The 22,872-nt window shown below is 65.4% G+C and carries 21 protein-coding genes; 3 read left to right on the top strand and 18 right to left on the bottom strand.

The window, feature by feature from the left end; genetic code table 11:
* Positions 1-7 precede the first annotated feature (7 nt).
* Together gltX and gltA are read left to right on the top strand one after the other, a co-directional pair.
* Positions 8-1,432, top strand: a complete 1,425-nt coding sequence (gltX, locus tag QX132_RS03105) for a glutamate--tRNA ligase (RefSeq protein WP_315780191.1) — start codon at positions 8-10, stop codon at positions 1,430-1,432.
* Between the two features lie 303 nt (positions 1,433-1,735).
* Positions 1,736-3,040: a citrate synthase gene (gene gltA / locus QX132_RS03100; protein WP_315738222.1), complete on the top strand. Its 1,305-nt coding sequence runs from the start codon at positions 1,736-1,738 to the stop codon at positions 3,038-3,040.
* 120 nt (positions 3,041-3,160) lie between these two features.
* On the opposite strand, the gene QX132_RS03095 is transcribed toward gltA, so the two are convergent.
* Positions 3,161-3,526 carry a response regulator gene (locus tag QX132_RS03095; protein ID WP_315780193.1) on the bottom strand — a complete coding sequence of 122 codons (366 nt, stop codon included), beginning with the start codon at positions 3,524-3,526 and terminating at the stop codon, positions 3,161-3,163.
* A gap of 136 nt (positions 3,527-3,662) precedes the next feature.
* On the opposite strand from QX132_RS03095, the gene QX132_RS03090 reads away from it, so the two are divergent.
* Entirely contained in the window at positions 3,663-4,901 is a 1,239-nt protein-coding gene (locus QX132_RS03090; protein WP_316160044.1) for a GAF domain-containing sensor histidine kinase, read from the top strand.
* On the opposite strand, the gene lpxB is transcribed toward QX132_RS03090, so the two are convergent.
* From lpxB to QX132_RS03005, 17 genes are all read right to left on the bottom strand, one after another.
* Positions 4,902-6,059 (bottom strand): lipid-A-disaccharide synthase, encoded by a 1,158-nt coding sequence (gene lpxB / locus QX132_RS03085; RefSeq protein ID WP_315738225.1) that lies wholly within the window; start codon positions 6,057-6,059, stop codon positions 4,902-4,904. It abuts the gene before it with no gap.
* A gap of 26 nt (positions 6,060-6,085) precedes the next feature.
* Positions 6,086-6,943, bottom strand: a complete 858-nt coding sequence (locus QX132_RS03080) for an LpxI family protein (protein ID WP_315738319.1) — start codon at positions 6,941-6,943, stop codon at positions 6,086-6,088.
* A gap of 5 nt (positions 6,944-6,948) precedes the next feature.
* Complete coding sequence (gene lpxA / locus QX132_RS03075) at positions 6,949-7,758, bottom strand: acyl-ACP--UDP-N-acetylglucosamine O-acyltransferase (protein ID WP_315810879.1); 810 nt, start codon at positions 7,756-7,758, stop codon at positions 6,949-6,951.
* A gap of 29 nt (positions 7,759-7,787) precedes the next feature.
* Positions 7,788-8,246 carry a 3-hydroxyacyl-ACP dehydratase FabZ gene (gene fabZ, locus QX132_RS03070; RefSeq protein ID WP_315775037.1) on the bottom strand — a complete coding sequence of 153 codons (459 nt, stop codon included), beginning with the start codon at positions 8,244-8,246 and terminating at the stop codon, positions 7,788-7,790.
* Positions 8,246-9,313: a UDP-3-O-(3-hydroxymyristoyl)glucosamine N-acyltransferase gene (gene lpxD / locus QX132_RS03065; protein ID WP_315798430.1), complete on the bottom strand. Its 1,068-nt coding sequence runs from the start codon at positions 9,311-9,313 to the stop codon at positions 8,246-8,248. Before lpxD ends, fabZ begins: the two co-directional genes overlap by 1 nt.
* Positions 9,314-9,430: 117 nt before the next feature.
* Complete coding sequence (gene bamA / locus QX132_RS03060; RefSeq protein WP_315798431.1) at positions 9,431-11,971, bottom strand: outer membrane protein assembly factor BamA; 2,541 nt, start codon at positions 11,969-11,971, stop codon at positions 9,431-9,433.
* Positions 11,972-12,145: 174 nt separating this feature from the next.
* Positions 12,146-13,297 carry an RIP metalloprotease RseP gene (gene rseP / locus QX132_RS03055; RefSeq protein ID WP_315798432.1) on the bottom strand — a complete coding sequence of 384 codons (1,152 nt, stop codon included), beginning with the start codon at positions 13,295-13,297 and terminating at the stop codon, positions 12,146-12,148.
* Between the two features lie 39 nt (positions 13,298-13,336).
* A complete protein-coding gene (gene dxr, locus QX132_RS03050; RefSeq protein ID WP_316160043.1) occupies positions 13,337-14,560 on the bottom strand; it encodes a 1-deoxy-D-xylulose-5-phosphate reductoisomerase in 1,224 nt (407 codons plus the stop codon).
* A gap of 42 nt (positions 14,561-14,602) precedes the next feature.
* Positions 14,603-15,469: a phosphatidate cytidylyltransferase gene (locus QX132_RS03045; RefSeq protein ID WP_316160042.1), complete on the bottom strand. Its 867-nt coding sequence runs from the start codon at positions 15,467-15,469 to the stop codon at positions 14,603-14,605.
* A complete protein-coding gene (locus QX132_RS03040) occupies positions 15,466-16,224 on the bottom strand; it encodes an isoprenyl transferase (protein WP_315780209.1) in 759 nt (252 codons plus the stop codon). The genes QX132_RS03045 and QX132_RS03040 overlap by 4 nt, the downstream gene beginning before the upstream one ends.
* 12 nt (positions 16,225-16,236) lie before the next feature.
* Positions 16,237-16,800, bottom strand: a complete 564-nt coding sequence (gene frr, locus QX132_RS03035; RefSeq protein ID WP_315738233.1) for a ribosome recycling factor — start codon at positions 16,798-16,800, stop codon at positions 16,237-16,239.
* 159 nt (positions 16,801-16,959) lie between these two features.
* A complete protein-coding gene (pyrH, locus tag QX132_RS03030; protein WP_315738234.1) occupies positions 16,960-17,676 on the bottom strand; it encodes a UMP kinase in 717 nt (238 codons plus the stop codon).
* 72 nt (positions 17,677-17,748) lie between these two features.
* Complete coding sequence (tsf, locus tag QX132_RS03025) at positions 17,749-18,672, bottom strand: translation elongation factor Ts (protein ID WP_315756731.1); 924 nt, start codon at positions 18,670-18,672, stop codon at positions 17,749-17,751.
* Between the two features lie 128 nt (positions 18,673-18,800).
* Positions 18,801-19,793: a 30S ribosomal protein S2 gene (locus tag QX132_RS03020; RefSeq protein WP_315738235.1), complete on the bottom strand. Its 993-nt coding sequence runs from the start codon at positions 19,791-19,793 to the stop codon at positions 18,801-18,803.
* 154 nt (positions 19,794-19,947) lie between these two features.
* Positions 19,948-20,469 (bottom strand): hypothetical protein, encoded by a 522-nt coding sequence (locus QX132_RS03015; protein ID WP_316160041.1) that lies wholly within the window; start codon positions 20,467-20,469, stop codon positions 19,948-19,950.
* An 88-nt stretch (positions 20,470-20,557) separates the two neighbouring features.
* Positions 20,558-21,520: an FHA domain-containing protein gene (locus tag QX132_RS03010; protein WP_316160040.1), complete on the bottom strand. Its 963-nt coding sequence runs from the start codon at positions 21,518-21,520 to the stop codon at positions 20,558-20,560.
* Positions 21,517-22,809 carry a S1C family serine protease gene (locus QX132_RS03005; RefSeq protein ID WP_409998056.1) on the bottom strand — a complete coding sequence of 431 codons (1,293 nt, stop codon included), beginning with the start codon at positions 22,807-22,809 and terminating at the stop codon, positions 21,517-21,519. Before QX132_RS03005 ends, QX132_RS03010 begins: the two co-directional genes overlap by 4 nt.
* Between the last annotated feature and the right edge of the window lie 63 nt (positions 22,810-22,872).

The raw sequence follows: 22,872 nt of genomic DNA, 5'->3' as shown, positions 1-22,872 counted from the left end.
GCCGCCCATGACCTCCCCGATCGTCACGCGCTTTGCCCCCTCCCCGACCGGCTTTCTCCACATCGGAGGCGCCCGGACGGCCCTGTTCAACTGGCTGTATGCGCGGGGCCGCGGCGGCAAGATGCTGCTGCGGATCGAGGACACCGACCGTGAGCGCTCGACCACGGCGGCCATCGACGCCATCCTGGACGGCCTGAAATGGCTCGAGCTCGATTGGGACGGCGAGGTCATCTACCAATATAGCCGCGCCGCACGCCATCGCGAGGTCGCCGAGCAACTGCTCGCCAGCGGCATGGCGTATCGCTGCTATGCTACCGCCGAGGAGCTGGCCGCGATGCGCGAGAAGGCGCGCGCGGAAGGCCGCACCCGGCTCTACGACGGCATGTGGCGCGACCGCGATCCCAAGGAGGCGCCCGAAGGCGTCAAGCCGACGATCCGGCTGCGCGCGCCGCTGACCGGCGAGACCGTGATCGAGGATCAGGTGCAGGGCCGCGTGGTCTGGCAGAACGAGAACCTCGACGACCTCGTGCTGCTGCGAGGCGATGGCAATCCGACCTACATGCTGGCGGTGGTCGTGGACGACCACGACATGGGCGTCACCCACGTCATCCGCGGCGACGACCATCTGATCAACGCCGCGCGCCAGAAGCAGATCTACGATGCGCTCGGCTGGACGGTGCCGTCGATGTCGCACATCCCGCTGATTCACGGGCCGGACGGCTCGAAGCTGTCGAAGCGCCACGGTGCGCTCGGCGTCGACGCCTACCGTGCGATGGGATATCTGCCGTCGGCACTGCGCAATTACCTGGTGCGGCTCGGCTGGAGCCATGGCGACCAGGAGATCTTCTCGACCGAGGAGATGATCAAGGCGTTCGACCTGCCGGCGATCGGCCGCTCGGCGGCGCGGTTCGACTTCGCCAAGCTCGAGAACCTCAACGGCCACTATATCCGCCACAGCGACGATGCGGCGCTGGTGCGCCAGTTCGAGGACGTGCTGAATTACGTGCCGAACGGCGCGGCTCTCAAGGCCAAGCTCAACGACGCCACGCGCGCGCAGCTCACCCAGGCGATGCCCAGCCTCAAGGAGCGCGCCAAGACGCTCTTGGAGCTGATCGACGGCGCCGCCTTCATCTTTGCCGACCGGCCGCTTCCGATCGACGCCAAGGCCGCCGCCCTGCTGACGCCGGACAGCCGTGCCTTGATCGGCCGGCTGCATGAGGCGCTGGCCGCTGTCGAGTCCTGGAGCGGACCGGCCACGGAAGCCGCGCTGCGTGCGTTTGCTGAAGCCAACAACCTCAAGCTGGGCGCGGTGGCGCAGCCGCTGCGCGCGGCGCTCACCGGCCGAACCACCTCACCCGGTATTTTCGACGTTCTGGCGATCCTGGGGCGTGATGAATCCTTGGGCCGTCTGGAGGACCAGACCACCTCATAAGGTCGCATTGCTCCCCATCTTGCAGCGCACAGGGCAATACGATACGCATTTGCGCGGCACCCACTGGTTTTCCCGGCTCGGACATTCTTCATACGTTGCGGCGGGCTCGTTGACGGATGTTAGGGCCGAAGGACACTAGTAAGTATAAGATTCCAGTACGGTTTCGGATTTGACCTTCGCTTAAGCTGTTGGCAGCGACAGTGACGCGAATGTCAAAGCCACCGCACTAGATAAAGTCCACCTGCCCTGCCATCTCTCAAAAAGAACAAGGGCCAAGCCTAACGATCTCATCGGGGACAAACGATGGACGCAAAATCCGCAAGCAAGACCGCGACCCTCACCGTCGGCAACAAGAATTTCGATCTTCCGATCCTGAGCGGCACCGTGGGTCCCGACGTCATCGACATCGGCAAGCTCTACGCCCAGACCGGGATGTTCACCTATGACCCCGGCTTCACCTCGACCGGCAGCTGCCAGTCCAAGATCACCTATATCGACGGCGACGCCGGCGTCCTGGAATACCGCGGCTACCCGATCGAGCAGCTTGCCGAGAAGGGCGACTTCCTGGAAACCTGCTATCTGCTGCTGTACGGGGAGCTTCCGACCAAGGCCCAGAAGCAGGATTTCGACTATCGCGTGACCCATCACACGATGGTGCACGAGCAGATGTCGCGCTTCTTCCACGGCTTCCGCCGTGACGCGCATCCGATGGCGGTCATGGTCGCTTCGGTCGGCGCGCTCGCCGCGTTCTATCACGACTCCACCGACATCAATGATCCGAAGCAGCGCATGATCGCGTCGATGCGGATGATCGCCAAGATCCCGACCCTGGCGGCGATGGCCTACAAATACACCATCGGCCAGCCCTTCGTTTATCCGAAGAACTCGCTCTCCTTCGCCGAGAACTTCCTGAACATGTGCTTCGCGGTGCCGTGCGAGGAGTACAAGCCGAACCCGGTTCTCGCCGACGCGCTCGACAAGATCTTCATCCTGCACGCCGACCACGAGCAGAACGCCTCGACCTCGACGGTGCGCATCGCCGGCTCCTCGGGCGCCAACCCGTTTGCCTGCATCGCCGCCGGCATCGCCTGCCTGTGGGGTCCGGCACACGGCGGCGCCAACGAGGCGGCACTAAACATGCTGGCCGAGATCGGCACCGTCGACAAGATCCCGGACTTCATCGCCAAGGTGAAGGACAAGAACAGCGACGTGCGCCTGATGGGCTTCGGCCATCGCGTCTACAAGAACTACGACCCGCGCGCCAAGATCATGCAGAAGATGTGTCACGCGGTGCTCAAGGAGACGGGCCACGCCGACGATCAGATGCTCAAGGTCGCGATGGAGCTCGAGAAGATCGCGCTCAGCGATCAGTACTTCATCGAGCGCAAGCTCTATCCGAACGTCGACTTCTACTCGGGCATCACCCTGAAGGCGATGGGCTTCCCGGTGTCGATGTTCACGGTGCTGTTCGCCGTCGCCCGCACCGTCGGCTGGATCAGCCAGTGGAGCGAGATGATCGAGGATCCGCAACAGAAGATCGGCCGTCCGCGCCAGCTCTACACCGGCGTCACGACGCGCAACTATGTCGACATGGACAAGCGCGGCTGAGCCGCACCGCAGCGCAATTCCGCTCTCGAACGGCGCCGTCGATCCCGACGGCGCCGTTTCGTTTGTGAGGTCGCACCTTTCTGAGCACCTTTCTAACTCGCGGCACCAGTCGGGAGTGCATCAGGCCAGCGCCTCGAGATGAGACCTGAGCTGCTCGGCCCCATATGGCTTGGCAAGGAAGCGCGCGCCCGACGGCAATTCCGAAGGGGTCACCTGACCTGACGTCACCAGGAGCGCAACCGGGGGCCAGCGGTCCCTGATGACGGCGACCAACCGAAGGCCGTCCATCGAACCGGGCATTTGGATATCCGTGAAAACGACCGATACACGGTCACATCGTTCGAGAAGCGAAATGGCCTGATCGGCGTCAACGGCCTCGATGACTTCGAAACCGAGGTCTCTGATCATGTCGACAGCGTTGGCGCGGATCAGCCCCTCGTCCTCAACGACCAGAACTGTTTTTCTTGTGAGCCGACCGCGGGACACTCTGTCTCCTGTCCAATGTCATTCAATCGCACGACGATCATTTTGTTCCGGCGAACGTTCCGGGGCTCAATGCGTTGAACGGTGCAAATTGAAGACACGACTTGCATCCTGGATCGGGGACCAGCTCGAGCATACGATGACGACCAATCCCAACCCGGACGTCCATGCTGTCCAGCAGCTCGACGCCGTTCCCAAAATTCTGGACTCGGTGAGCAGGATCACCGGGATGGGATTCGTTGCGGTCGCGCGCGTGACCTCGGATCGATGGGTCTGTTGTGCGGTCCGCGACGACATCAATTTCGGCCTGAAAGAGGGCGGCGAGCTGCGCGTCAAGACGACGATCTGCAGCGAGGTCCGGGAGCGAGGCGAAGCTGTCGTCATCGGTGACGTCGAGACGGATCACATGTTTCGCGATCACCCGACGCCAAAGCTCTACGGCTTTCGCAGCTACATCTCCGCTCCGATCACCCTGTCCGACGGGACCATCTGGGGCACCCTGTGTGCGATCGATCCAGCGCCGCGCGAGCTGGACCGGCCCGAAATCGTCAGCACGTTTCAGCTGTTCGGGGAGTTGATCGCGGCCCAGCTGGAGCTTCATCAGCGCTTCGCGCTCAGTCAGGCCAGCCTCGGCCTCAGCGAGAAGAGCAGGTTTTCGATCGAGCAACGGCTCAAGATCACCGAGGCCGATCTGCTCGACGAGCGCCGGACCGCCGAGCTGAGAGAGCAATTCATCGGCGTTCTCGGCCATGACCTCCGCAATCCGCTGGCCTCGATCGACGCCGGAATGCGCGTGCTGCTGCGCAACCAGGACAGCGCCAGAGCGCCCGAGATCATTTCCATGATTCAGAAATCAGTCATGCGCATGGCCGGACTGGTCGACAACATCATGGATTTCGCCCGGGGGCGCCTCGGCGGCGGCCTGACGATCAAGCCCGACGCGCGGCAACCGCTGGCGCCGGTGATCGAGCAGGTCGTCTCCGAGATCCGGCTGGCCTGGCCCGACCATGAGATCGAGACCCACATCGACATCGCGGAGCCGGTCAAATGCGACCGCAGCAAGATCGGACAATTGTTCTCGAACCTGCTCGGCAATGCCATCTCCTACGGCGACAAGGACAAGCCGATCCAGGTCTCCGCAACGACGAGCGAGGGCTGTTTCGTGCTGGATGTCACCAATCACGGGCCGCCGATCTCGGACAAGGCGATGCAGAATCTGTTCAAGCCCTATATGCGCGGCGAGCGTCCAAGCCAGCATGGTCTCGGGCTTGGACTCTACATCGCTTCCGAGATTGCGCGAGCGCATGACGGCACGCTGCAGGCCACCTCGACCGAGGACAGAACGACCTTCGAATTCAAGATGCCGCTTCAGGCCTGATCAGCGCCGCCCGCTTCGCATCGTCGCCAGCACGATGTCGGCCGCGCGCACGCTCGGCGAGGCCGCGCCCGTGGACATGATCGCGTCGAGGCGATCGAATGCCTCGACCTGGCGCGCTCGTATCGGACCGTCGCCCAGGAGATCGGCGAGAACGGGCGCGAGATTGTCGGCCGTGCAGGCTTCCTGAAGGAACTCCGGAATGACGTTCTCGCCGATCACGAGATTGGCGAGAATGACCGATTGCACGTTGACGACTCGCCGGAGAATGAACGCCTCGATCTCGCCGACGCGATACGCGGTCACCATCGGCACGCCGGACAGCGCGAGCTCCAGGGTTACCGTGCCGGACTTGGCGAGCGCGGCGCGCGCGCGCCTGAAGGCTGCCCGCTTCTCGGCCTCGCCCGTGACGATCTCCGGAACGAGCGGCCAGTTTGCGACTCCGGCCCGCACCGCGGCTTCGAGATGCGGGGTGGTGGGCAGCACGGCTTCGAAGGCCAGGTTTTGGGCGCGCAGCCGCGCCAATGTCTCGCCGAACACGGCGATGTGGCGAGCGACCTCGCTGCGCCGGCTGCCAGGAAGCACCAGCAGAACGGGAGGGTCGGCATCTCGGCGCGCCTGCTCTGCCGCATTGGGGCGCAGGCTGGCGAGCTGCTCGATCAGGGGATGGCCGACATAGGTGCAGGGCGGACCATTGAGCCTTCGGAACGCCTCCGGCTCGAACGGCAGCAAGCCCAGCACGTGATCGACGTAGCCGCGCATCGCGCCCGCCCGGCCCGGACGCCACGCCCATACGGTCGGTGCGACGTAGTTCACGATCGGAATCTCGGGATCGCGCGCGTGAACCCGCTTCGCCACGCGCTGGGTGAAGTCGGGACTGTCGATGATGACGAGCACGTCGGGCTGGGCCGCAACGATCGCGTCAACCGTGCCGCGGATCAGGCGGAGGATCTTGGGCAGTTGCTTCAGCACCGCCGCGAAGCCGACGATCGAGAGCTCCTCGATCGGAAACAGCGAGGCGAGCCCCTCGCGTGTCATGCCGCGGCCGCCGACGCCGGAGAATTCGACGCCGTCGCCGAGCCGCTGGCGCAGCACCTTCATCAGGCTGGCGCCGAGGCGATCCCCGGACTCTTCGGTCGCGACCAGGCAGATCCTGCGCATGGCCGCGCCTGCCAGAGGCCGCGCCGTCACGCAGTGACGCCCGTGATGAACACGCCTGCCCGATCGGCGGCAGCCACTGTCTCCTGGGGATCGGCGAGCAGCGTATAGGCGGCCGCGACGGCGACTCCGGCGAGACCCGCGGCTGAAAGCCCCTCGACGGTGCGCGGGCCGATGGTCGGCAGGTCGTAGCGAAGATCCTGGCCGGCCTTGGGCGCCTTCACCAGCACGCCGCGCCCGGCCGCAGCACGAATACGGCGATCGGCACGCAGCCGCGCCACGCGGGCCAGCAGCCCGTCGGTGCCCTCGATGTCCTCGAGCGCAACGACGTGGCCGTCGATCACGACCACCGCCTGCCCGACATCGAACGGCGCCATCGCGCGCAGCACGGCGAGCCCCTTGGCGATGTCACCGGTCACCAGATCGTTGGGCCCGCTCCGCGTCAGCCGCCCTTCGGGCACGAGCAGATTGGGGGCGACGTCCTTGACGCCGATCATGTGAAAGCCGTGGCGCTCGAAGATGCGGCCAACGCCGGACAGCAGATGATCGTCGCCGCCACGAAAGGCCGACCAGATGTAGGGCAGCTCGCGCAGCGTCCCCCAATCGAAACGGATCTCCGACACCGCCGGACGAACGAGATTGCCGATGAACATCAGGTCACGGACACCCTCGGCCTTGAGCAGCTTCAAGGCGTTGCCGAGCTGGCCGAGGCCGATCCAGTGATGCCGGAAACGCGCCAGCGGCTTCGGATCGCAGATGCCCTTCAGGGCGAACAGCACCGGCGTCCGGCCGCGCGCGACGATCTCGTCGGCGACCGCAAAGGGCAGCACCCCGCCCGCGGCGATCATGCCGATCGGCGGCGTGGTCTCGGCGGCCGGCGTCCCCATCGCGCTCAAGGCTCGATCGTCGGCCTGCCGATCTCGGGCAGGCACAAGGCGCGATGTCGACCGCCGTCGATGAAGGCGAGGATCTCGGCAATGGCAGGATCCTCACCAGCGAGCGGCCGCACCGCCGCGAGGCGGTCGGCGAACACGCCGGGACCGTGGAACAGCTTCTGGTAGAAGGCACGCACCGTGGCGAGGCGCTCGCGGGTGAACTTGCGGCGCTTCATGCCGATCACGTTGAGGCCTTCGAGGGCGGCATACTGGCCGTTGACCAGGCCATACGGAATGATATCCCCGCGCACGCCGCAGACGCCGCCGACCATCACGCCATGGCCGATGCGGGTGAACTGATGCACCGCCGAGAGACCGCCGATGTAGACGGAATCGCCGACCTCGACATGGCCGCCGAGTGTGGCCGAGGTCGCGAAGATCACGTTGTCGCCGACGACGCAATCGTGGGCGACATGGGCATTGTTCATGAAGAACCCGGCATTGCCGACCTTGGTCAGGCCGCCGCCCTTGGTGGTGCCGATGTTCATCGTCACGCCTTCGCGGAAGGTGCAGCCGGAGCCGATCTCAAGCCGATGCGGCTCGCCGCGATAGCTGAGATCCTGCGGCGCGCCGCCGAGCACGACGAAGGGCGAGATCACGTTGTCGTCGCCGAGCGTGGTGTGGCCCATGATCTGGACGTGGCTGATCAGTCTGCAGTTGGCCCCGATCACGACGTTGGGGCCGACGATGCAGTAAGGACCGATCACGGTCCCCTCACCGATGACGGCGCCATCCTCGACGCGTGCGGTGGGATCAATCTTGCTCATGTCGACGCAATCAACTTTCTACCAGCCCGTCAGTCGGTCAGCATCGCGCCGACATCGGCCTCGGCGACGACGACGCCGTCGACCTTGGCATCGCCGTGGAACCACCACATCGTCTTGCGCCGGCCGATCGAGCGCATGTGGTACTCGATGGTCTGGCCGGGCAGCACCGGCTTGCGGAACTTGCACTTGTCGATGGTGAGGAAATACACCGCGCGCGGCTTTTCCGTGCCCTCGACCGACTTGATGCCGATCACGCCGGCGGTCTGGGCCATGCCCTCGATCATCAGCACGCCCGGATAGACCGGCCGCTCCGGAAAGTGCCCCTGGAAGCAGGGCTCGCCGATCGACACGTTCTTGACGCCGATGCCGCTGTAGTCGGCCCGGATGTTCTTCACGCGGTCGATCAGGAGAAATGGATAACGGTGCGGTAGCGTCTTGAGAATCTCGTTGATGTCGACGTCCGCAAACTTGATGGGTGACTCCTCCATCACTCCCGTCCCTCGTCCCTGTTCGTCGCGGTCGAATCCCGCACCAGCCGTTCCACCGCAACGATCTCGCGGAACCACTGCTTGGTCGGCTTGGCGAAGAAACCGCCCCACCGGCCGTTCGGCGGAATGTCGTCCTTGACGCCGCTCATCGCGGTCACCTGCGCACCATCGCCGATCGTCAGGTGATTGTTGATGCCAACCTTCGCCCCGAGCGCAACGTTGTCGCCGATCGTGAGACTTCCTGCCAGCCCGATCTGGGCCGCCAGCAGGCAATGCCGCCCGATTGTGACATTGTGGCCAATCTGCACCTGGTTGTCGATCTTGGTGCCTTCGCCGATGACCGTGTCGCGCAGGCTGCCCCGGTCGATCGTCGTGCCGGCGCCGACCTCGACATGGTTCTGGATCAGAACCCGCCCGGTCTGCGGCACCTTGGTGTGCCCGTCCGCGCCGAAGAAGATGAAGCCGTAGCCGTCCTGGCCGATGCTGCAGCCGGGATGGATCAGAACGTCATTGCCGATCAGCGCGCACTGGATGACGGTGCGGGCGCCGACATTGCAGTCGCGACCGATCTTGACGTGGGGGCCGATCACGGCACCCGCGCCAACGATCGTCCCCGAGCCGATCTCGACATGGGCGCCGATCACCGCCAGCGGCTCGACGATGACGCCGTCCTCCAGGCGCGCGGTGGGATCGATGATGGCTTGGGGCGAGATTCCGTCGTCGCCGAACCAAGGCTGCGGCCGCAGTGCGTCGGCATGGAACTCACGCGCGAGCTGCACGAAGGCGCGGAACGGCTGATTGGCGCGAAGCACTGCGACATGGGACGGCACGCGCGCCTCGAATCGCGGACTGACCAGGCAGGCGCCCGCTTTGGTCCCGGCGAGCTGGTCGGCGTATTTGAGGTTGTCGAAGAATGCCAGATGCATCGGACCGGCCTCGTCGAGCGACGCCAGTCCCTTGACGACCTGCTCGCCGCGGGATGGGTCGACCAGGGTGGCCTTGGCGGCGGCGGCGATCGCCGCCAGGGTCGTGGGCGGCGGCGATTGGAAGAAGGTCGGCTGGGCCATTCCGTCGTACTCTCAAGACAAAAAGTCAGAGCCCGGCTCCGGTGTCCCGGAACCGAGCTCCCATTTCTTACACCGGCGAGGTTGGTCGATGCCAACCCGGATTCGATCGGCCCAGGCTCAGAACGAGGTACCGCCGCCGAACCGGAATTCCTGCGTCCGGTCGAACTGCCCCTTGGTGAGCGGGATCGCGTAGTCGAAGCGCAGCGGACCGAACGGCGACGCCCACACCAGACCCACGCCGACCGAGGTCCGGACCTTGTTCTGGTCATCGAACTGCAGACCAAGGCAGGTGCCGGCGTTGTTCGGGTTGCGCGTCGGCTTGATACAGCCGGGGGTATTAACCTCGCCCGTCGCAGCCCAGGACGTCGGACCCTGATAGCCCCACAGGCCGCCAGCGTCGGCGTAGACGGCCCCCTTCAGGCCCGTCTCCTTGGGCAGGAACCAGAACGGCATCTGCAGTTCGAGCGAAGCGCCCCAGTACTTGGTGCCGCCCAGCGCGTCCTGCGTGCCGAACGGATTGATATCGCGCGGACCAATGCCGTTCGGAGCGAAGCCGCGAACCAGGTTTGGACCCATCTGGAAGTGATCGAGCATGCGCAGCTGCGTATTGCCGATCTTGTTCAGGATGCCGCCCTGGAGGTGGACGATGCTGACGATGTCCGACACCAGCGGGGTGAAGTACTTCGCATCGAACGCGGTCTTCAGGTACGACACGTCGCCGCCGACACCAGCGAAGTCCTGCTTGAAGTCGACCAGCAGGCCGTCGGTCGGGTTCTTGTTGTTGTCGAGCGTGTTGTAGTTCAGCGTGTAGCCGAGTGCCGAGGTCAGCGTCGCGCCGTTCGCCAGCTCCTGGCGCACCGGCAGCGAGGCCTCGCCGTTGGCAAAGCAGCCGAGACCGCCGTTCGGATCGGCGAGACCATTGGCATTGATGAACGCCGGCGTCGGATTGAACGGCACGAAGCGGTTGCCGATCAGGGTGCCGGCCGCGACGTTGTTACAGTCCGACAGCGTCGCCGGCAGCGAGATCTCCTGGCGATAGATCGAGTAGCGCAGCTGCAGCGACAGGTCTTCCCGCAACTGGAAGCCGAGGCGCGGGCTGAAGCCGAGCGTCTTGGTGCCGTAGGAGATGAAGTTGTTGGCGAGCTGCTGGCGCTGGTAGAGGTCGAGGCCCAGCGCGACCCGGTAGTCGAGCAGATAGGGCTCGACGAACGACAGCGAGTAGCCGCGGGCGAACTGGCCGTAGGTCACCGACGCCTTGGCGAACAGGCCGCGGCCGAGGAAGTTGCGCTCGGAGATCGAGACCTCGGCGAGCGCACCGTCCGTGGTCGAATAACCGCCGGAGATCGAGAAGTCGCCGGTCGACTTCTCTTCCAGGTTGACGTTCAGGACCACGCGGTCGCTCGAAGAGCCCGGCTCGGTGACGATCTTCACGTCCTTGAAGAAGTCGAGGTTCTTCAGGCGGCGCTCGGCACGATCCACCAGGGCGCGGTTGTAGGCGTCGCCCTCGGAGATGTCGAACTCGCGGCGAATGACGTAGTCACGGGTGCGGGTGTTGCCGCGAATGTTGATGCGCTCGATATAGGTGCGCGGGCCCTCGTCGACGGCGAAGACGACCGACACGGTGTGGGCCTCGAAGTTGCGATCGCCGCGCGGACGGACCACCGCGAACGCGTAGCCGCGCCGCGAGGCCTCGATCTGCATTTCCTCGACCGACTTCTCGATGTTCTCGACGTTGTAGAGCGAGCCGACGCTGACGCGCGAATAGCCGCGCAGCGTGGTGGCGTCGAGCGTTGCGATCGACGACTGGAAGTCGACCGAACCGACCCGGTACTGCTGGCCTTCCTCGATCTTGAAGGTCACGAGGAAGCCCTTGCGCTCCGGATCGTACTCGCTGAGCGCAGCCACAACCTGTACGTCGGCATAGCCATTCTTCAGGTAGAAGCGGCGAATGAGGTCGCGGTCGGCCTCGACACGGTCCGGATCGTAGACGTCGCCCGAGCCGAGGAAGCTCAGGAGGTTGGTCTCGCGGGTCTTGATGACGTCCTTGAGGCGATAGGACGAGAAGGCGTTGTTGCCGACGAACTCGATCGACTTCACGCCGGTCTTGGCACCTTCCTCGACCGTGAAGATCAGGTCGACGCGGTTGTTCGGCTGCTCGATCATTTCCGGCGTGACGCGCACGTCGTAACGGCCCGAGCGGCGGTAGATCTCCGCGATGCGCTGGGCGTCGGACTGCACCATCGGACGCGACAGCGTGCCGCGCGGCTTCGACTGCACTTCCGCCTGGAGCTGCTCGTCCTTGACCTTCTTGTTGCCCTCGAAAGCGACGCGGCCGATCACCGGGTTCTCGACGACCGTGACGATCAGGCGCCCCCCCTGGCGATTGATCTTCACGTCGGAGAACAGGCCGGTCTCGATCAGCGCCTTGAGGCCGTCGTCGACCCGGCCGGCGTCGAGCGTCCCGCCGGGGCCCGGCTTGAAGTACGAGCGGATGGTCTCCAGCTCGACGCGGCGGTTACCGACCACTTCGATCGAGTTGACCGTCTGAGCCGCAGCTGGCGACGAAAGAACCACGCTCGCCAGCGGCAAAGCCACCGGTCCGGCGAACATGATAAAGGCGGCCGCCAAGCCCCCCCGCACCCGCAATCCGAACTTCATGCGCTACGCGCCCTTATATTCCGTTGCCGGTTCCGTACCCCTACGAACCCGACAGATTCCCATTTGTCGTTCGCTTGTAGCCAATTTGGACCCGACGGCAAACGCCGGATCTCTCTGAATTTTCAAATTCGTTTCAAAACGTTGCCCAACGGCCACGTCGTAAAAAAGCCGCGCTCAGGACCCGGCGAGGTGAAGGATATCGTTATAGGTTGCAAAGACCATGAGCATGAGGACCAGCCCGAGGCCGATTCGGAACCCCATCTCCTGCGCCCGCTCGGACAGCGGCCGGCCGCGGACGGCCTCGACCCCATAGAACAACAGGTGCCCGCCATCGAGCAGCGGAACCGGGAACAGGTTCAGGAGCCCGATCGAGACCGAAAGCGTCGCGCACAGTTGCACAACGAACTGGAAGCCGAGGCTGGCCGCCTGCCCCGAGAGTTGTGCGATTCGGATCGGTCCGCCGACGTCGCCGGCACTCCCGGCGCCCGCGAACAGCGAGGCGATGAACTTGAAGGTCGTGGAGATGATGAACCAGACCTGCTCGAAGCCGATCTTGATCGATTCGAGGAACCCGACCGGGATCGACCGCGATTCGTCCGGCTTGGCGTTGTACTGGATGCCGAGCACGCCGATCCGGTGGCTGTTGCCGAACAGGTCCTTGACCTCCTTCAGCGCCGGCGTCGCCTTCAGGGTGAGTTCCGTGCCGTCACGCTTGATCAGGAAGGACAATTCCGTGCCGGCGTTGACCGAGACGACCCGCTGCATGTCGGCGAAGGTCTCGATCGCCCGGCCATCGATGGCGGCGATGACGTCACCGTCCTTAAAGCCGGCGGCGGCCGCGACGCTGTCCGACTGCACCGCATCGACCCGCGGGGTCGTGTTCGGCTTGCCGAAATACAGCGCCATGCCAGCGAAGATGATGACCGCCAGGATGAAGTTGGCGATCGGGCCGGCCGCGACGATCGCAGCGCGCTGGCCGACGGTCTTGTGGTGGAAGCTGTCGGCGCGCTCCTCGGCCGTCATCTTGGCGAGCGCCTCGGCCGACGGCGTCGAGGCCTCGGATTCGTCGCCGAAGAACTTCACGTAGCCACCGAGCGGGATCGCCGAGATCTTCCAGCGGGTGTTGTGGCGGTCGTTGAAACCGATCAGTTCTGGGCCAAATCCGAGCGAAAACGTCAACACCTTCACGCCGGCCCAGCGCGCGATCAGGAAATGGCCGAGCTCATGGAAGAACACCACGATCGTCAGCACGAACAGGAACGGGACGATGTAGCCGAGAAGGCCATGGCTCAACGTATTGAAGATATGGTGGAAAAATTCCGACATCGATGACCTTCCCGATGGGCCAGAGGCCCGTCCAACCCTTTAAGATGCTTTTGCGGCGATTTGAGGCAAGAGGCCGGAGGCCCTTTTTCGCGCGTCATGGTCAATGGCGATGGCGTCGTCCGCCGAGGTCAACGGTGCCAGATTACCTGATCGGGCCCATGCTTCGAGGGTTGCCTCGACCAGTCGGGCAATAGCACCGAACCGGATATGACCAGCGATGAAGGCCGCGACGGCGACTTCGTTGGCCGCATTGAACACCGTCGTCGCGCCGCGCCCGGTGCGCAGCGAATCGTAGGCCAGCCGCAGACCGGGGAACCGCTCGAAGTCCGGCGCCTCGAAAGTCAGGGTGCCGATCTTGGCGAGATCGAGCCGGGCCGACGGGCCCTTGATACGCTCCGGCCAGCCAAGGCAGTGGGCGATCGGAATGCGCATGTCGGGCGCGCCGAGCTGCGCCACCACCGAGCGATCCGAGAACTCGACCATGCCATGGACGATGGACTGCGGGTGGACCAGGACGTCGATCTCGTCGGGCGACAGCGCGAAGAGGTAGGACGCCTCGATCACCTCGAGGCCCTTGTTCATCATCGAGGCCGAATCGATCGTGATCTTCTGGCCCATGCTCCAGTTCGGATGCTTCAGCGCCTGGGCCAAGGTCGCCTGCTCGATGTCATCAGCCGCCCAGGTGCGGAACGGACCGCCGGAGGCGGTGATGATCACCCGCACCAGCTCCTCGCGATTGCCCGAGGACAGCGCCTGGAACAGCGCGTTGTGTTCCGAATCGGCCGGCAGGATGCAGGCGCCGGCCCGGGCGGCCCGCTCCATGAAGAAGTCGCCGGCACAGACCAGGCATTCCTTGTTGGCGAGCGCCACGGTCGCGCCGCGGTCCACCGCGGCCAGCGCCGGCTTGAGGCCGGCGGCGCCGGAGACGGCGGCCATGACCCAGTCGGCGGGACGGGCTGCCGCCTCGATGATGGCGCTCTCCCCTGCCCCGCATTCGATCCCGGTGCCCGCCAGTGCGTCACGCAGCTCATCGAGCCCCGCCGGATCGGCCACCGCGACGAAGCGCGGGCTGAACTCCCGGGCCAGCTTCACCAGGCCCTGGACGTTGCTGTTGCCGGTCAGCGCCTCGACCCGGTAGCGCTCCGGCGCGCCGCGCACGAGATCCATGGTCGAATCGCCGATCGAGCCGGTGGCGCCGAGCACGGTGATGCTGCGCACCTCCGCGAGACCGGCCTTGTTGTTCCGCAATGGCACTGCGCTCATGTTCTCACCAAAACATTATCGACCGGTCAGCCGCGCTGCCGATCACCAAACCAGAAGACCGCGGCCGACGCCATCGAGGCCGCCGCGCAGCAAACCGAGCAATGCGGCGACAACGATTGCCGCGACGTAGCCGTCCAGGCGATCCATTAGGCCGCCATGGCCGGGAATGATGTGACTGGAATCCTTGACCCCGAAGTGCCGCTTCACCGCAGATTCGAGCAGGTCGCCGAGCTGCGAGACCACCGACAGCACTGCTGCCAGCACGAGAATCGTCACCAGTCCGCCGGCGCCCGCCAACGACCAGCCGGCCGCGGCAGCAAGGCTGGCCGCGAAGCCGCCGATCGCGCCGGCCCAGGTCTTGTTCGGGCTGATCCGCGGCGCGAGCTTCGGCCCGCCGATGCTGCGGCCCGCAACGTAGCCGCCGATGTCGCTGGCCCACACGACCAGAAACACCAGCACCAGCGCATGCCATCCCTCGGCGGCATCGAAGCGCACCAGCACCGAGCCGAGCTCGGCAGCGGCGGCGTAGGCGAAGCCGGCGGCCGCCCAGGCGCGGCGTCCCGCATCAGCCAGCGCCGTGACCACGACGAGGCCAAGGGCGAGCACGACGACGGCGAAGTCGATCAGGCCGAATGCGCAGCAAATGCCGGCAACGCCGATGGCCAGGGCTCCGGCCGTGCCGACGCTGGCCTTGCGGACCTCGCCCACCACCATCAGCCATTCGAGATACAGGCCGACCGCGACGATCGTGACCAAAGTGGTCCAGAACACGCCGCCGCCATAGGCAGCACCGAGCGCCAGCGGCACCAGCACGAGCGCCGCCGCAACCCGCATCACCAGATTGCTGGGCGCAGCCTGTTTCGGCTGCCCGCCGGCGTCTCCCACGGCTGCGGTATCCGGTTTGGTCACGAGGCGGTTTTCGCCACGAGGCCGCCGAAGCGGCGTTCGCGCCGGCCGAACTCGGCGATCGCGCCCTCCAGCGCGGCCTTGTCGAAATCGGGCCAATGGATCGGCACGAACACCAGCTCGCTATAGGCCGCCTGCCACATCAGGAAGTTCGACAGCCGCTGCTCACCGCTGGTGCGGATGATGAGATCGGGATCGGGAACATCGGGCGCATCGAGATGGGCACCGATCGCGTCGGCATCGATTGAGGACGGATCGCGCCGGCCCTCGGCGACCTCGCGCGCCAGAAGCTGGGCCGCGCGCGCGATCTCCTGGCGCGAGCCGTAGTTGAAGGCGACCACCAGCGTCAGCTTGGTGTTGCCCCGGGTCAGCTCCTCGGCTTCGCTCAGGAGCGCGCAGATATCGGTCTCGAGCCCGTCGCGCTCGCCGATCACCCGGACCCGAACGCCGTCGCGATGCAGGGTTGCGAGATCGTTGCGGATGAAGCGGCGCAGCAGGCCGAACAGATCGCCGATCTCGCTCGCCGGGCGTGACCAGTTCTCGGACGAAAACGAGAAGATGGTGAGATAGCGAATGCCGAGCTCAGGCGCGGCGCGCACCACGCGGCGCAGCGCCTCGACGCCGCGGCGATGCCCTTCCGCTCGCGGCAGCCCGCGCGCCGCAGCCCAGCGACCGTTGCCATCCATGATGATGGCAACGTGGGCCGGGCCGTCGGAGCGTTCCGGCGCCTCCGTCACGGGGGCCGCGGCATTGGACATCAAAAACATCCTTCAGACGGTGAGGATTTCCTTTTCCTTCGCCGCCAGCAGCTGGTCGATCTCCGAGATCACGCTGTCGGTCGCCTTCTGCACGTCGGCAGCGAGGCGCTCCTGATCGTCCTCGGACATCTCGTGATTCTTCTCGAGCTTCTTGAGGGTATCGAGACCGTCGCGGCGGACATGGCGGACAGCGACGCGCGCGGCCTCGGCATATTTGTGCGCGACCTTCACCAGCTCCTTGCGGCGCTCCTGGTTGAGCTCGGGAATGCGAAGCCGGATCACCTGACCTTCGGTCGCCGGCGACAGGCCGAGATTGGAATCCACGATCGCCTTCTCGACCGCCTTCACCATCGACTTGTCCCAGACCTGCACCGACAGCAGACGCGGTTCGGGCACGGAGACGGTGGCGAGCTGGTTGAGCGGCATGTGCGAGCCATAGGCTTCGACCTGGACCGGCTCCACCATCGACGCCGAGGCGCGGCCGGTGCGCAGGCCGCCGAGCTCGTGCTTCAGCGCCTGGGTCGCGCCCTGCATGCGGCGCTTCAGTTCGTTGAGATCGAAATTGCCCGTGGACATCACGCTTTCCTTTCTGCAACCCGGTCGCTGCGGCCGTTCTGCCGGGCCTTGGAGGGCCAGCGGCCGGACTCGCGCAACTCCCGGACGAATTCCTGTTTCGCTTACGCTTCTACCGCAGGCTGGGGATCGGTCCAACACCGGCCGTCGACGGTGCCGGGCTCACCCCGCGACGATGGTGCCGCGCCCTTCGCCCCGCAGCATCGCACCGATCGAGCCGGGTTCGGCAATGGAGAAGACAATGATAGGCAGCGATGTTTCCCGGGCAAGCGCGAATGCAGTCGCGTCCATGACCTTGTAGCCGCCCTCGATGGCCTGCGAATGGGTCAGACGGTCGAAGCGCTTGGCGGCCGGATCCTTCTTGGGATCGGCACTATAGACGCCGTCGACATTGGTGGCCTTCAGCACGGCCTGCGCACCGATCTCGGCCGCCCGCAACACCGCTGTGGTGTCCGTGGTAAAATACGGATTGCCGGTGCCGCCCCCGAGCACCACGATGCGCCCTTCGGCCAGCGACTTGTGCGCTGCAGCGCGCGTGAACAGCTCGCACACCTCCGGCATCACGAAGGCCGAGAGCGCCTGCGCCGGGGTACCCTTGCGCTGAATCGCGGCTTCGAGCGCCAGGCAGTTCATGACGGTCGCGAGCATGCCCATCGTGTCGCCGGTCGGGCGCGATACGCCCTGCGACGAGACCTCGACCCCGCGCACCATGTTGCCGCCGCCGACGACGACGGCAATCTCGACGCCCAACTTCTGAGCCGCAATGAGGTCGTCGGCGATGCGGTCGATGGTCGGCTGGTCGATGCCGAAGGAATGAGGGCCCGCGAGATATTCGCCGGACAGCTTGACCACGACGCGACGATAGACCGGCTCAGCCATGTGCCAATGCTTCCCTGTCTCGCGCGTTGGGATCCGGCGCACGCATGCGCCGGATCGAACCAGGTTCAGTCGTTACTTCTTGCCGCTGGCGGCGGCGACTTCGGCAGCGAAGTCGGTCTCTTCCTTCTCGATGCCCTCGCCGAGGGCATAGCGGACGAAACCGGCGACCTTGATCGGACCACCGACCTTGCCTTCGGCTTCCTTCAGCGCCTGCGCGACGGACTTGCCGCTGTCGTGGATGAAGGCCTGCTCGAGCAGGGTGACTTCCTTGTAGTAGGTCTTCAGGCCGGACTCGACGATCTTCTCGATCACGTTTTCCGGCTTGCCCTGCTGGCGATATTTGTCGGCGAGCACGTCCTTCTCGCGCTTGACGAGTTCCGGATCGAGACCGCCCGCATCGATCGCCTGCGGATTGGCCGCGGCCACATGCATCGCGAGCTGGCGGCCGAGCACGGCGAGCTCGTCGGTCTTGCCGGGCGACTCCAGCGCCACGATCACGCCGAGCTTGCCGGCACCCTCGATGACGGCGCCATGGACGTAGCTCGACACGACGCCCTGGCTCACTTCGAGCGAAGCCGCACGCCGCAGCGTCTGGTTCTCACCGATGGTGGCGATCGAATCGGCAATCGCGGCCTCGACCGTGATGCTGCCCACCTTGGCGGCCTTGATCTTCTCCACGTCGGCACCGACGTCGAGCGCGACCTGGGCGATCATCTTGACCAGGCCCTGGAAGTGCTCGTTGCGGGCGACGAAGTCGGTCTCGGAGTTGACCTCGACGACCACGCCCTTCTTGCCCGAGGTCAGCGCGCCGATCAGGCCCTCGGCCGCAACGCGACCGGCCTTCTTGGCGGCCTTCGACAGGCCTTTCTTGCGCAGCCAATCCTGCGCGGCCTGCATGTCGCCGCCGTTCTCGGTGAGCGCGGCCTTGCAGTCCATCATGCCCGCGCCGGTCGACTCGCGCAGGTCCTTCACCATCGCTGCGGTGATGTTAGCCATTGTTGAACGTCCTTTTGCCTGTCCAAAGCGCGACGCAGCGGATGGCTGGTCGCCGCCCGCTGCCAGGAAAAACCTATCTCAGTCGCGATGGCCGGCGTGAGACGCCGGCCAGATTCTCTTGCGTCGTCTTAGGCGTCGGCGAGCGACTTGGCCTGGGCAACCCAGGCATCGGCCCGGCTCGGCAGACCCACTTCTTCGCCGATCTGGTGTGCCGTGTCGTGATCGAGCTCGGCGAGCTGCCAGTAGTGGAAGATGCCGAGGTCGTTCAGCTTCTTCTCGACGGCCCCCGAAACGCCGGTGAGCTTCTTGAGATCGTCGGCGGTGCCACGCGGACCGGGCAGCCCCTGGAACTTCGAGGCGACCGATGCTGCCGGAAGCTCTTCCTCCAGCGGGGCGGCGGAAGCCCCGACGTCGATCCCGAGCTCGCCCTGCGCCCGCGAGATGCCGTCGATCGCGGCACGCGCGATCAGGTCGCAATACAGCGAGATCGCACGGCCCGCATCGTCATTGCCCGGCACGACATAGGTGATGCCCTTCGGGTCGCAATTGGTATCGACGATCGCGGCAACCGGGATCTTGAGGCGCTGGGCCTCCTGGATCGCGATGTCTTCCTTGTTGGTGTCGATCACGAAGATCATGTCGGGCAGACCGCCCATGTCCTTGATGCCGCCGAGCGAGCGATCGAGCTTGTCGCGCTCGCGCTGCAGGGTCAGCCGCTCCTTCTTGGTGTAGGAGTTGGCTTCGCCAGAGGACAGCACCTCGTCGAGATGACGCAGGCGCTTGATCGAGGCCGAGATCGTCTTCCAGTTGGTCAGCGTACCGCCGAGCCAGCGCGAATTGACGAAATACTGCGCGCAACGCTTGGCCGCATCGGCCACGTTGTCCTGCGCCTGGCGCTTGGTGCCGACGAACAGGATGCGGCCGCCCTTGGCGACGGTGTCGCTGACAGCCTGCAGCGCCGTGTGCAGCAGCGGCACGGTCTGGGCGAGATCGATGATGTGGATGTTGTTGCGGGCTCCGAAAATGAAATCGGCCATTTTCGGATTCCAGCGGTGAGACTGGTGACCAAAGTGCACGCCAGCTTCGAGCAGCTGGCGCATCGTGAATTCAGGTAGCGCCATTGGATATTCTCCGGTTGATTCCTCCGGAAACGCGTGAGCAAAGACAGACCGTTAAGGCCCGGCTTGCCACCGGACGCCCTCTAGGAGAGCCAAGTTTCCGTGTGAGATGGCGCGCTATATAGCCGGATTTTGGCGCAACGCAAGGAAAATGGGCCTATTCGGCCTGCAGAAGCTCCGCCAGCGCCGCCCTCGCCTGCCCTTCCTGGAGCGGAACGAAGTCGACCGGGCCCTTGTTGCCGGCGCCCGACGAGGCCGCCGCCATCACGCCCATGCCCAGCAGGCCAAATGCCATGCCGCCGCCCTGCATGGCCCTGGACCGATCGCTGGGCCTGATCGAAAAGAAATAGGTCCGCCCCGGTTCGGTATTGAAATCGAGCACCGAGTCGCCCGGGAACAGGGTCTGGGTGGCGACGAGGTGGTGCGGACCGGCCGGCCGGTCGAGGTAGACGTAGGTACCGGGGATCAGGCGGCTTAGCGCGACGCCATCGACCTTGGCGTCGCAGGTGGTCCTGTCGAGCCAGGCATCCTTCAAACTCATGATGACGATGCGGGAGTGTCCGGAACGCGGCGCCCCGATCTTCTGTGACACCACCGCATACTCGGTGCCTTCTTTGCCTGTTAGGCACCCTGATACCAGAAATGCCACTCCCAATCCCAGCAGCGCTCGCCTGTTCATCGCCCCCTCCCCGTAAAAACCCGGATAGAGGCTATGATGGGAACCGGGGAACTTTCAATCTGCTGGAGCAAAGACGGGGGAACTGTGCTCAGCGCTCCACACCGGCCGGCGTCAGCGCGGCCCGATCGGCGTCGAGCTTTGCCCTCAGCCGCGCAGCGTCGTCGGAGAAGACCTGCTCGTCCTGTACTGGAACCAGGCGCAAGGACGGCGGCATCAGCACGTGGCTGACATTGGGACGGCCGGAATTCGCCAGCGCCTCCGACCGCTGCACGGTCTGAACCGCGATCGCGACCACGAGCAGCAGCCCGACTACCATGCCCTTGGCGACCATGTGGGTGCGCCCGACCTCGCGCAGATGCAGGAAGCATGTCGCCGCCAGAACGATCCACGACACGACATAGCCGTAGGTGAAGACGGCGGTCCAGGTCAGGGCGAACGAGGCAATCTGGGCGAACTCGCTGTAGATCCAGAATGCGATCAGACCCGCCTGCGCGATCAGGAGGTGGCGCAGAAAATGCGAGCGACCGGAAAACAGCCGCGCCAGCAGCGCCCAGACGCCGACCCAGGCAACGACGACCCCGATCATGGTGAGGGTCGGCACGAGATAATCGGACAGATGCGCCTCGGTGGTCTGCGCAAACCAGGTCATCAGCGCATTGATCGCGAGCAGGACGACGCCGAGCGCGATCGCCGCGATGATCGGCAGCGCCCCGCGTTCGGAGCCCGCGAGCCGCTCCGGCTCGACGGCATGGCCGGCGTCGCGGATCCGAAGCAGTGTCTGGCCGATCCGGATCGGCTTGATGCCATCGAGGACGAGCTGCGGCTTCCGGCTCTTGCTGCGATCGAGAAAGAGACCGTTCGCGCTGCCGAGATCCTCGGCGACGAGGCGCCCCTCGCCGTTGCGGAAAATCCGCACATGGCGCGCGGCGACATAGGGATCGTCAAGGATGACGTGATTGTCATAGCCACGGCCGATGCTGATCTCGGTGGCATCGACGCGGAAGCGGCCGGCGACGTCGCGATGCTTGGAGAGGATCTCGATCCAGATCATCGTGCGACCTGCAGGCGTTCGAGGAAGCTCTTGCCGAGGCGCAAGGCGTCGTCGTAGGCGATCGCTTGCAGGTTCAGCCGCGACACCAGCGCCTCGTCGGCGTGGTCCTGCGTGACCGCGACCAGCACGACGTCGTAGAGGCCGTCGAACTCACGATAGCCTTGCGCGCACCACAATACGCGCAGCGGCGGATGAGCGGCCGCCGGCGCGACGCCGACGAAATCCGCATGGCAATGCTGCGGCGTGTACCATTTGCGGAACGAGCCACCCATGGTCAGCCGCGGCTGCGCCAGTTGCGTCAGCACGGTCGCGAACTGGAATTGATTGAGGTCGATCGATTTCGCGTAGGAGTGGCTGACCTCGACCACGCCGGTGTTGAGGTCGGAGGCGACATACACGCTCGCCTCGGCCTTGCAACTGGTCGAATTGATGCTGGCGCGCGGCTTCGGCGACGCGCTGGCATTCGTGCTCGCCCAGCATTCGAACCAGCCCGCGCGCGTCTCCGGCGCCTGATAGGACCCAAATACGCGGTCGCGGAAGCCCTCCTCGCCCAAGGATTTGTAGAGCGCTCCGCGCCAGCTGGTGAGCTGCGCGACCACGTCCTTGCGCAGATCGGCCGCCGCCGGCCTGGCATCCTGACCGCGTGCCAGCAGCGCGGCGGCGAAGCGCGCCGGCACCAGGAAGCTGATGAGCTGGCCGCCGCGGCGGGTGGCGACGTTGACGCCCACCACCTGGCCTTGCGCATTGACCGCCGGCCCGCCGCTCATGCCGGGATTGAGCGCGCCGGTGAAATGGATGTGATCGTTGTAGCTGTGCTCGACGAGACCGTTGTAGGTGCCCTCGATGATGGTGAAGCCGAGATCGAGCGGGTTGCCGAGCGAATACAGCCGCTCGCCTTTCGGCAGGCTGCCGTCGAGCGCGGCCTTGTCGAAGGAGAAGAATGGCGCGTTCTGCTTGTCGACGCGAACGAGCGCGAGATCGTTGGGCAGGTCGACGGCGAGCAGCGTCACGCCGCCTTGTGTGCCATCGGCTCCCGTATATTCGAGCCGGTAGGTCTTCGGCTCGAGCGCGGCGTCCGACACGACGTGATAGTTCGTGACCGCGAGCCCGTCGGCGGAGACCAGGAAGCCGGAACCGGTCGAGGTCTGGCGACCGGCATCGGCCACGAGCGTGCGGATCTGAAGCAGGCGCGGCGGCGCCGAGGCATAGACGGCTTCGGCGCCCGGCAGCGCCTGCGCATTGGCATAGGACGGGACGCCCGCAACCCCAGCACTGCCAAGAGCTGCCATGATCGCGCCTCGCCACAGCAGCGCGCGCACGGTGCCAACAAACGCTGATATCAATGGTGCCCC

Origin of the sequence: Bradyrhizobium sp. SZCCHNRI20481, assembly GCF_032485055.1 — a bacterium.
Lineage (GTDB): Bacteria > Pseudomonadota > Alphaproteobacteria > Rhizobiales > Xanthobacteraceae > Bradyrhizobium.
The sequence above is the reverse complement of the archived record's forward strand: the minus strand, read 5'-3'. Positions and strand labels throughout refer to the sequence as shown.